Source organism: Enterobacter sp. BIDMC93 (genome assembly GCF_001037805.1).
Taxonomy (GTDB): Bacteria; Pseudomonadota; Gammaproteobacteria; order Enterobacterales; family Enterobacteriaceae; genus Enterobacter; species Enterobacter hormaechei_C.
In genome coordinates, this window is sequence record NZ_KQ089962.1 from 3,604,443 (window position 1) to 3,615,542 (window position 11,100).

Here is an 11,100-nt window from a genome sequence, read left to right on the forward strand (position 1 = left end):
GGAATAGTCAGCGACAGGACCGTTCGTAAGGCTGATGAAACTCAAAAAGGACGCAGCGTCTGTCAAAGCAGGCTTAACGAAAATTAACGTCCTGCTGCTGGCATATGACTGCGTCGACTTCCTGATTTAGTTCGTCAAGCGGAGAGGGATTTTCTCATGCGTATTTTGTTTGTAGGCCCGCCTCTCTATGGGCTGCTGTATCCTGTGCTGTCTCTGGCACAGGCGTTTCGCGTTAACGGCCATGAAGTGCTGATCGCCAGCGGAGGAAAATTCGCCCAAAAAGCGGCAGAAGCAGGGCTGGTGGTATTTGACGCCGCACCCGGTTTTGATTCTGAAGCTGACTATCGCCGCCGCGAGGCACAGCGAAAAGAAAGCAACATCGGCACAAAAATGGGCAACTTCTCATTCTTCAGCGAAGAGATGGCCGACCACCTGGTGGAGTTTGCCGGACACTGGCGGCCCGATCTCATCATCTACCCGCCGCTCGGGGTCATCGGGCCTCTGATTGCCGCCAAATACGATATACCGGTCGTAATGCAAACCGTCGGCTTCGGCCATACGCCCTGGCATATCAAAGGCGTAACGCGTTCGCTCGCGGACGCCTATCATCGCCACGGCGTTGGGGCCGCACCGCGCGATATGGCCTGGATCGACGTAACACCACCGAGCATGAGCATTCTTGAAAACGACGGAGAACCCATTATTCCCATGCAGTACGTCCCGTACAACGGCGGCGCGGTGTGGGAACCGTGGTGGGAGAGGACGCCCGACCGTAAACGTCTGCTGGTGAGTCTCGGTACCGTCAAACCGATGGTCGACGGCCTTGACCTGATCGCCTGGGTGATGGATTCCGCCAGTGAAGTCGATGCCGAGATCATCCTGCATCTTTCGGCCAATGCGCGGTCGGATCTGCGCTCACTGCCCTCAAATGTTCGCCTGGTCGACTGGATACCCATGGGAGCCTTCCTGAACGGCGCAGATGGCTTCATTCATCATGGTGGCGCGGGCAATACCCTGACGGCGCTGCACGCCGGTATTCCACAGATCGTCTTCGGCCAGGGTGCCGATCGCCCGGTAAATGCCCGCGCTGTTGTCGAACGCGGCTGCGGGATCATCCCCGGCGACGACGGCCTGTCGAGCAGCATGATCAATGCTTTCCTCGACAATCGCGCGCTTCGCGACGCCTCTGAAGAGGTAGCGGCGGAAATGGCAGCGCAACCCTGTCCGAGCGAGGTGGCGAAAAGCCTGATCGCGAGGGTACAGAAAGGGTAGCCACTACGCCGTCATGACGATCATACGCCAGCACGCATCCAGGAGATACGCCCGTAACAATGCGGGACCGGATCGGGCTGGCGCTTTTTTTGCACAGCGATCCGACTTGGATCCTATTGTTTACAGACGGAGGAGGCTTAATGCCTGCGACTCACTCTCCCACTCCTGCGCGGTCCTGGATAGTTCGCCTGGCACGCGTGTGCTGGGAACGTAAGAAACTTAGCATCATCGTAGTGGTAGCGTCGGTCTCGACCATTCTGCTGGCCGCGCTGACGCCGTTGCTGACAAGGCAAGCGGTGAACGACGCGCTGGCGGGCAATCCGACTCGTCTGCCGTGGCTGGCCTGCGGGCTATTGCTGATTGCCTTTTTTGATTTCATCGGTAACTACGTGCGCCGCGGTTATGCCGGGGAGCTCTCGCTCTGGGTGCAGCACACCCTGCGAGGACGGGCATTCGACAGTATTCAAAAACTTGACGGCGCAGGCCAGGACGCACTGCGCACCGGGCAGGTGATTTCACGGACCAACAGCGATCTGCAGCAGGTGCATACCCTGCTACAGATGTGCCCGGTGCCGCTGGCGGTGTTCACTTATTACATTGCCGGCATTGCCGTGATGCTGTGGATGTCACCCGCCATGACGCTCATCGTCGTGTGCGTACTGACATGCCTGGCTATCACTGCGCTGCGCGCGCGTCGCCGGGTCTTTGCGCAAACCGGGCTGGCCTCGGACCGACTGGCAAATCTCACCGAACATATGCGCGAGGTGCTGGCGCAGATCTCAGTGGTAAAATCCTGCGTGGCGGAGCTGCGTGAAACGCGCTGGCTGGATCGCCAGTCGCGGCAGATGGTGCGGGTACGCATCGGCGCGGCCATCTCGCAGGCGATGCCAGGTGCCACCATGCTGGCGCTACCGGTGCTCGGGCAAATCGTCCTGCTGTGCTACGGCGGCTGGTCGGTTATGCACGGGCGCATCGATCTCGGCACCTTCGTGGCGTTTGCCAGCTTCCTCGCGATGCTGACCGGGCCAACCCGTGTACTGGCATCGTTTCTGGTTATCGCCCAGCGCACCCAGGCGTCCGTGGAGCGCGTGTTTGCTCTAATCGACACCCGTTCGCAGATGGAAGACGGGACGGAGGCGGTTAACGGTCAGGTTATCGGGCTGCAACTGGAGAATATGAGCTTCGAGTACCGTGGCGGCAGACGCATCCTCAGCGATGTCTCCTTTTCCCTGCACGCCGGTGAAACGGTGGCGGTAGTGGGCGCATCGGGTTCCGGGAAATCCACGCTGCTGATGCTGCTGGCGCGTTTTTACGATCCCAGCGCCGGAGAGATATGGCTCAACACCAGCGCAGGCCGACAGAACCTCCGCGATCTCAGGCTGGAGGCGCTTCGTCGTCGGGTAGGCGTTGTGTTTGAGGATGCTTTTCTGTTTGCCGGTACGGTGGCGGAAAATATCGCCTACGGGCACCCTCAGGCAACGGCGGACGACATTCGCCTCGCGGCGAGGGCAGCAGGAGCCAGCGATTTTATCAACGCCCTGCCGAAAGGTTTCGATACCCAATTAACCGAACGCGGTACGAATCTTTCCGGCGGACAGAGGCAGCGAATCGCGCTGGCACGGGCGCTCATTACCGCGCCGGAAGTGTTGATCCTCGATGACACCACCTCGGCGGTCGATGCCGGTACTGAAGCGGAGATCAACACCGCGCTGAGTCGCTATGCTGACGAAAAGCATATGCTGCTGGTGATTGCCCGACGCCGTTCGACGCTTCAGTTAGCCAGCCGGATTGTGGTGCTGGATAAGGGCCGGGTGGTGGACACCGGAACCCAGGCAGAACTTGAAGCGCGCTGTCCGGCGTTCCGCGCGCTGATGACCGGCGACGGCGATTTCCTCGCGCCTTCCCACAGTGGGCCTAACGGATTGTGGCCGACCGTACCAGCGGCACAAGACGATGCGGCGCAGACGGGGGATAAAGGCTTTGTCGCCCGTATGACGCGCGTGCCGGAAAATGCAGTACAGCAGGCGCTGGCCGGTAAAGGCCGCAAAGTTACGTCGCTGCTGAAGCCCGTGGCGTGGATGTTCGTCATCGCCGCCCTGCTGATCGCCCTCGATTCGGCGGCAGGCGTCGGGGTACTGATACTGCTGCAGCGCGGCATTGACTCCGGCGTTGCCACAGGCGATATGTCGACTATCGGCCTCTGTGCCCTATTCGCCCTGTGCCTGGTGGCCGTGAGCTGGTGCTGTTATTCACTACAGACTGTCTTCGCCGCCAGAGCGGCAGAGTCAGTCCAGCATACGGTGCGCTTGCGCAGCTTCGGCCATATGCTGCGTCTTGGTCTCCCCTGGCATGAAAAGCATGTCGATTCGCGTCTGACCCGCATGACCGTAGATGTGGACTCTCTCGCCCGCTTTCTGCAAAACGGCCTTGCCGGTGCAGCCACCAGCCTGGTGACAATGTTCGCCATCGCCGCCGCCATGTTCTGGCTCGACCCGCTCCTGGCGCTGACGGCATTAAGCGCGGTGCCAGTGGTCGCACTGGCAACCTGGATTTATCGCCGCCTCAGCTCCCCTGCTTATGCGCAGGCGCGGCTGGAAATAGGCAAAGTCAACAGCACCCTGCAGGAGAAAGTCTCCGGCTTGCGCGTTGTGCAATCGCATGGCCAGCAGGAACAGGAAGCCGCCCGGCTGCGCGCGTTATCGGATCGGTTCCGTGCGACCCGCGTACGTGCGCAAAAATACCTTGCCGTCTATTTCCCGTTCCTGACCTTCTGCACCGAGGCCTCCTATGCCGCCGTTCTTCTGGTGGGTGCATCGCGGGTCGCCGAAGGCGAAATGACCGCCGGGGTGCTGGCGGCTTTCTTCCTGCTGCTGGGGCAATTCTATGGGCCAGTGCAGCAGTTATCAGGAATTGTCGACGCCTGGCAGCAGGCGACGGCCAGCGGCAAACATATCAATGAACTGCTGGCGACCGAAGGCACAGAGAACATCGAGCCCTCTTCCGCACCGCCCGCCACCGGCGCGCTGCATCTTGATGAGGTCACGTTCAGTTATCCCGACAGCCCTGAACCCGCGCTGAACAAACTTACCCTGACAATCCCTGAGGGAAGAGTCGTCGCGGTCGTTGGTCGCAGCGGTGCGGGTAAGTCAACGCTGATTAAGCTGATCGCCGGATTGTATTCCCCCACCCACGGCAGGATCAGCATTGGCGATCGGATAATTGATGATGCCTCGCTTGCCGATTACCGTCGCCAGATTGGGCTGGTCGATCAGGATGTGGCGTTGTTTAGTGGTGATATCGCGGAAAACATTCGTTATTCACGGCCATCCAGTACCAATGACGACATTGAGATTGCCTCTCAACAGGCAGGGCTGTATGAGACGGTGCGCAATCTGCCGCAGGGATTCCGCACACCGGTGAATAACGGCGGTGCCGATCTGTCCGCAGGTCAGCGCCAGCTGATTGCGCTGGCCCGCGCACAACTGGCGAATGCTCACATCCTGCTGCTCGATGAAGCCACGTCACGCCTGGATCGCACATCCGAAGAGCGATTGATGTCATCGTTAACAGACGTCGCGCACACCGGGAAGCACCTGGCGCTGATTGTGGCGCACCGTCTGACCACCGCGCAGCGCTGCGATCTGATTGCCGTTATCGATAAGGGGCAGCTTGCGGAATACGGCACCCACGAACAGCTGTTAGCGGCCGGCGGCCTCTACACCCGCTTGTGGCATGACAGCGTCGGCAGCTCTGTTCCCCATCGCCAGCACGACATCACGGGGGAAATCGTGGAAGAGTAATTGCGCACGTAAAACATTACAAAACACGCGCTAAAGCGGCTGTTCCCGGAATAGCCGCTTTAGCTATTTATACTGACACCCTTCATATTCAAAGAGAGTGAATGCTGAACATGCAACAACATCCCTCTGCTATCGCCAGGCTGCGCAGCCAGCTGGCAGCAGGCCACATTGCTAACCTTTCTGACTTCTGGCGAGACGCTGAGTCGCTAAATGTACCGCTGGTGACGCCAGTCGACGGAGCGAAAGACGAGCGTGATGTGACATTTCTGTGGCGCGCCAGGCACCCTCTACAGGGCGTTTATCTGCGTCTGAATCGGGTGACGGATAAAGAGCACGTGGCGAAAGGGATGATGACCGCCCTTCCCGGGACGGATATCTGGACTCTGACACTGCGTTTACCCGCAAGCTACTGCGGCTCCTATTCGCTGGTGGAAATCCCCCCCGGCACCCCGGCCGAGACGATTGCACAGTCCGGAGGCCGCTTTGCTACCCTCGTCGGGCACGCCGATCCGCTAAACAAAACGCCGGGGATCAACGTTCGGGGAAGCACACAGGAGTCGGTGCTGGCGCTTGATAAAGCCCCCGCCCAGTCCGAATGGCGCGGCGGGTCACCCAGCGGGCAATTGCTTACCTCGGCGCGCACTCTCGCCGGGGAATCGCGCCGGGTTCGGCTCTATCTGCCGGACGTTGATGTTTCGCAGCCCCTCGGCCTGGTGGTACTGCCCGATGGTGAAACCTGGTTCGATCACCTTGGCGTATGCGCGGCAATTGACGCCGCCATAAACAACGGACGCATCGTGCCTGTGGCTGTACTTGGCATCGACAATATCGATGAACACGAGCGAACTGCGATACTCGGCGGGCGCAGCGAGCTGATAAAGGATATCGCCGACCAGTTGTTGCCGACGATCCGCGCCGAACACCCGCAGCGGCGGTGGGCAGACCGTTCGCGCACCGTGCTGGCCGGACAGAGCCTCGGCGGGGTCAGCGCGCTCATGGCCGCTCGTTACGCACCGGAAACGTTCGGGCTGGCGCTCAGCCACTCCCCTTCGATGTGGTGGACGCCAGAGGGTGCCAGCCGGCCAAACGTGTTCAGCGAAACCGATACGTCATGGGTGAGCGAACATCTGCTTTCTGCCCCGCCGCAGGGCGTGCGCATCCGCCTGTGCGTGGGATCGCTGGAAGGTTCGACGGTACCCCACGTTCAGCGGCTGCATCAGCAGTTGCTTACCGCTGGCGTCGACAGCCATTGCGCAATGTACACCGGGGGTCACGATTACGCATGGTGGCGCGGCGCACTGATTGACGGGCTTGGTTTACTCCAGGGTTGACTTGACCCGCGAACACTTTCAGGCAACTGTACAGGCTTCCTGAATAAAGAAAATGTCACCTGCGGAAAAGGAATAAACATCAGATGTATGCCCGCGAGTATCGCCCAACACGCTCACGCAAGGCGCTTGTCACTCTTCTTTCTGGTCTCACCCTTATCTGGAATGCGCACGCTTTCGCAAAGCCGGATATGCAGCCACTGGGGCCGAATATCGCCGATAAAGGCTCTGCGTTTTACCATTTCAGCGTCAACTCGTTCGACTCCGCCGATGGCAGCCGCCATTATCGGGTATGGACGGCCGTGCCAAATAAAGCCGCACCGGCGTCGGGCTACCCGATTTTATATATGCTCGACGGCAACGCAGTTATGGACCGCCTGAACGACGACCTGCTCAAACAGCTGGCAGAAAAATCACCGCCGGTGATTGTGGCTGTCGGGTATCAGACCAACCTCCCCTTCGATCTCAACGGCAGGGCCTACGACTATACGCCAGCAGCAGAAACCGGCAAAACGGATACCCGCAACGGGCGTTTTAACCGTAAGAGTGGGGGTAGCAACGACTTTCGCCAGTTACTGGAAACGCGTATAGCGCCAAAGGTGGAACAGGGATTGAATATCGATCGGCAGCGTCGCGGCCTGTGGGGGCACTCCTACGGCGGCCTGTTCGTGCTGGATGCATGGCTGTCTTCCCCTTATTTCCGGACGTATTACAGCGCCAGCCCGTCGTTGGGCAGAGGCCATGATGCGCTACTGAGCCGCATCACGGCGGTTGAGCCGTCGCAATACTGCGCCAGGCGCCTGATGATAATGGAAGGTTCGGCGACGCCGGGCGATAACCGGGAAACGCATGCTGCCGGAGTGCTGACGAAAATTCATGCCACCCTCGCCACGCTGGAAGATAAAGGCGTCAATGCCGCCTTTTGGGATTTCCCAAACCTGGGACACGGGCCGATGTTCAACGCCTCCTTCCGCGGAGCGCTGTTAGATATCAGTGGTGAGAACGCAGGTAACACAGCAGGCTGTCATTCATTAAGCCGCTAAACACTGCCCGCCTTGACGCGGGCAGTACACCTGTAACACTACGATCAAAATGACGCGGTAACACCGGCATAATAAGCCCGGCCAGGCTCGTTATAGGTATTCGCCCCTTCGGAAGATCGGTAGATCTGTTTATCTAAGATATTGCTGACACCAACGTTAAGACGCAGATTTTTATTAATATCGTAATTGAAGTTCGTCCCCACCAGCGAATAAGCGCCCAGCTCTTTACCTGACAGACCGCCAGTATCTTCACTACGAGTTTCCGAATGAGTACGCGGTTTTTGTCTGCCGTATAACGTCCAGTTGACGCTGGCAGAGAACGCCTGGGTGATGGTCCAGTCAAGCGAGTTATTAATGGTGTATTTCGGGATGATCGACAGCGGATTACCGGTGTCTTTTTGCTCCGAGGTGATCATCCAGGTGGCATTGGTATTCCAGTTCAGACGATCTTTCACCAGCGGGAACGCCATGCTGGCTTCGATACCGTCCACCAGCGCTTTCCCGCCGTTCTGCCACTGGAGAATATATGCGCCGGAAGCGGTTTGCCCGATAACATTATCGCCGGCCACGATCTTATTCTGGTAGTCATTGCGGAAGTAGGTCACGCTGGCATGGTAATCTTCCCAGGCGAACTCCAGCCCAATTTCTTTATTGATGCTAATTTCCGGATCGAGATCTTTATTACCGATCAGGTAGCAGCCGCCCGATGTAATATCTTTTGGACAACCGTTGCCTTTCGAGTAGAGCAGATAACCTTCGCTGGATTGATACAGGTTTGGTGCTTTAAAGGTTCGGGCAATCCCCGCTTTGACTTTGAAGTAATCGCCCAATTCCTGCGAGAGGTTCAGGCTGGGGCTGAAGTTACCGCCGGACTCGTTGAGATAATCAAAGCGCAGGCCGGGAATGATATTCGTGCCGGGAACCGGCTCAATATTATCTTCAATATACAGCGCACTGATTTGGGAATGGTTTTTACTGCTGCGATCCGCAGCCGAGCCAGAAATGCCGCCGATATCACTGTCATCCACGGTCAGGCTGGTAGAGGAAGGATCGTCGAGCTCATCGCGGCTCCACTCTGCACCCACGGTCAGCGTTTGATCGACCAGCGCATTCAGCGGAATATTAAGCTCGCCGCTGGTTCGCCAGGAGCTCAGGCGATTGGTCGTGAACTTTTCATCCGCCGAAATACGCCCTTCACCGCCGCCGGATAATCCTTCATTCATGCGGGTGTTATTGGTTTTCTCGTAATAGACACCAAAACGGCTTTGACCCCAGTCCCAGATACCATTATGTGTAACGCCATAATTCTGCCGGTACAGGCGGTTCGTCTCTTCGCCGGATTTCGCCAGGCTTTCAGTGACAGCACTGGAAGAACTGTTTTGCGTATCGCCCGCATAGATATTCCCCTGGCGGCTATATCCGGCTTCGAAATCGATAATTTGCTGCGGATTTAATTTCCACGAGACAACGCCGTTAATATCTTTGTTGCGCACCCCTTCATGCCCGGCCGCGTTTTTCGTACCGGCCGAGGAGTTAATATCCCAGCTGTCGGCATCGGTTTTATTCAGGTTTCCGTACAGGCGCATGGTCAGCGCATCGCCAGCCAGCGGCCCGCTAAGGCTGAAGTTGGCGCGACGCGTAGCGCCTTCGTCGCTGCTTTCCGGCTGGTTGGTGTATAACGACAGCGAACCGTGCCAGTCGTTGGTAGGGCGTTTGGTAATGATGTTCACCACCCCGCCCGCTGCGCCCGAACCGTAGCGTGCCGCCGCAGGGCCGCGGATCACTTCAATACGCTCAACCTGTTCCGGTGGCACCCAGTTGGTGTCGCCGCGGGTATCACGCTCTCCACGCCAGCTATAACGCACGGCGTTGCGCGACGTCACAGGCACACCATCAATTAAAATTAAGGTGTTCTCCGGCCCCATGCCGCGAATGTCGATCTGGCGGTTATTACCACGTGTACCCGAGGCGCTGTTGCCGGTCAGATTGACACCGGGCATTTTGCGAATAATATCGGAGAGATCGTTGACCGGAGGGTTCTTTTTAATATCTTCGCTGGTAATAATCGACACGCCCGGCTGCTGTTTGAGTACCTGCTCAGCGGTGGCTTCCACCACCAGGGTCTCGTCGTTATCATCGGAGGATTTTGCCAGTGATACCTGACTGTTCAACCCTGCCAGGAGCGCAGTGAGCGGCCAGAAGATCTTGATAATTCTCATACCCATTCCCTAATACATGCCTAACGTAAAAGTGATCGATCGTTAAGCTCACATCCTTGCCAGATATTTTAAACTGCCATTATTTTTATAATAAGAATGATAATTAATATCATTTGGAGAGGATTAAGGCAATCCTTAATACACGGATGCGCGCATTAATGAAACGCACGCATTGGCCCGGAGTGATTCTTCCCGGGTACCACCCTGTGCGTTCGTAAAGCTGGCATACTGAAACAGCGGAAGAAGAGAACAGCCCATTGGTATTTCGTGTAGTGACATAACGTTAATATGTCATTACAAGGGAACGCAGCCCCGGTAAGCGCAAGCGCCACCGGGGAAAGAAAGGTTATTGTTGCGCTAACTGATTGCGACGGTACTCGCCCTGGCGCTCCAGCATCCAGCCAGGATACTCGCGCGGCAGCGCGCTGACCGCATCCAGCTGTTTCAGCTCATCATCGCTCAGCTGAATGCCGGTTGCGGCAATGTTGTCATCCAACTGATCGACCCGTTTCGCACCAATAATGACGCTGGTCACCACTTTCTGGTGCAGCAGCCACGCCAGCGCGATTTGCGCCACGGAAACGCCTTTACTTTCGGCGATGGTACGCATCACGTCCACGCAGTCGAAGGCGCGATCTTTATTCACTGGCGGGAAGTCGAACGCCAGGCGACGACTACCGGCCGCGCTCTGCCCGTCGCGATCGTATTTTCCGCTCAGCAGACCACCCGCCAGCGGGCTCCATACCATCAACCCGACGCCTTCGCTCTGCATCATCGGCACCAGTTCGCGCTCAAGGTCGCGCCCGGCGATGGTGTAGTACGCCTGCAATGAGGCAAAACGCGCCAGCCCCAGACGCTCAGAGATGCCGAGCGCTTTGGCAATCTGCCATGCCGCCCAGTTCGAGACGCCGATATAGCGTACGTGACCGTGCTGCACAAGATTATCCAGCGCGTAAAGCGTCTCCTCGATGGGGGTCGCGGGGTCGAAACCGTGTAGCTGATAGAGATCGATATGATCCAGCTGCAAGCGACGCAGGCTCTCCTTCACGCCGCTGATGATGTGATAGCGCGAGCTACCGCGCGAGTTCACCCCCGCTGTGCCGGTTTCACCGAACACCTTGGTGGCAACGACCACGTTTTCGCGCGGAATTTTCAGGTTCTTCAGCGCCTGCCCGGTGATCTCCTCTGAACGCCCTTCCGAGTAGACATCTGCCGTGTCGATAAAATTGATCCCGGCGTCCAGCGCGCGGCCCACCAGCTGCTCGGCGTCGCTTTGCTGAAGCTGACCAATTTTGCCCCACATGCCGCCTTCACCGCCGAAGGTCATGGTGCCGAGGCAGAGTTCAGAAACAAACAGTCCGGTATTGCCCAGTTTTTGATAACGCATAACGCTTTCCTCGCATGTCGATTGGGTGTCTGTTAGTTATACCCGCCCCCC

General features: G+C 57.9%; 6 protein-coding genes. 4 read left to right on the forward strand and 2 right to left on the reverse strand.

Translation table 11 applies throughout. The features are described 5' to 3' along the window. Positions 1-156 precede the first annotated feature (156 nt). From iroB to SK58_RS16920, 4 genes are all read left to right on the forward strand, one after another. Positions 157-1,272, forward strand: coding sequence for a salmochelin biosynthesis C-glycosyltransferase IroB (gene iroB, locus SK58_RS16905; protein WP_017384908.1), 1,116 nt, complete (start codon positions 157-159; stop codon positions 1,270-1,272). Positions 1,273-1,412: 140 nt separating this feature from the next. Next, positions 1,413-5,072, forward strand: a complete 3,660-nt coding sequence (gene iroC / locus SK58_RS16910) for a salmochelin/enterobactin export ABC transporter IroC (protein ID WP_048220251.1) — start codon at positions 1,413-1,415, stop codon at positions 5,070-5,072. Positions 5,073-5,173: 101 nt separating this feature from the next. After that, positions 5,174-6,403 carry an esterase family protein gene (locus SK58_RS16915; RefSeq protein ID WP_048220252.1) on the forward strand — a complete coding sequence of 410 codons (1,230 nt, stop codon included), beginning with the start codon at positions 5,174-5,176 and terminating at the stop codon, positions 6,401-6,403. 83 nt (positions 6,404-6,486) lie between these two features. Continuing rightward, the gene (locus tag SK58_RS16920; RefSeq protein WP_048220253.1) at positions 6,487-7,443 is read left to right on the forward strand and encodes an alpha/beta hydrolase; all 957 of its coding nucleotides are present in this window, start codon (positions 6,487-6,489) and stop codon (positions 7,441-7,443) included. Between the two features lie 44 nt (positions 7,444-7,487). On the opposite strand, the gene iroN is transcribed toward SK58_RS16920, so the two are convergent. Both iroN and SK58_RS16930 read right to left on the reverse strand, forming a co-directional pair. Further along, positions 7,488-9,662, reverse strand: coding sequence for a siderophore salmochelin receptor IroN (gene iroN / locus SK58_RS16925; RefSeq protein ID WP_026080738.1), 2,175 nt, complete (start codon positions 9,660-9,662; stop codon positions 7,488-7,490). Between the two features lie 346 nt (positions 9,663-10,008). Continuing rightward, a complete protein-coding gene (locus tag SK58_RS16930) occupies positions 10,009-11,049 on the reverse strand; it encodes an aldo/keto reductase (protein ID WP_048220254.1) in 1,041 nt (346 codons plus the stop codon). Positions 11,050-11,100: the final 51 nt, after the last annotated feature.

Excerpts from the sequence above, each read along its gene's own strand:
- SK58_RS16930 (WP_048220254.1), bottom strand. The coding sequence starts at position 11,049 with ATGCGTTATCAAAAACTGGGCAATACCGGACTGTTTGTTTCTGAACTC.
- SK58_RS16915 (WP_048220252.1), top strand. The coding sequence starts at position 5,174 with ATGCTGAACATGCAACAACATCCCTCTGCTATCGCCAGGCTGCGCAGC.
- SK58_RS16920 (WP_048220253.1), top strand. The coding sequence starts at position 6,487 with ATGTATGCCCGCGAGTATCGCCCAACACGCTCACGCAAGGCGCTTGTC.
- iroC (WP_048220251.1), top strand. The coding sequence starts at position 1,413 with ATGCCTGCGACTCACTCTCCCACTCCTGCGCGGTCCTGGATAGTTCGC.
- iroB (WP_017384908.1), top strand. The coding sequence starts at position 157 with ATGCGTATTTTGTTTGTAGGCCCGCCTCTCTATGGGCTGCTGTATCCT.
- iroN (WP_026080738.1), bottom strand. The coding sequence starts at position 9,662 with ATGAGAATTATCAAGATCTTCTGGCCGCTCACTGCGCTCCTGGCAGGG.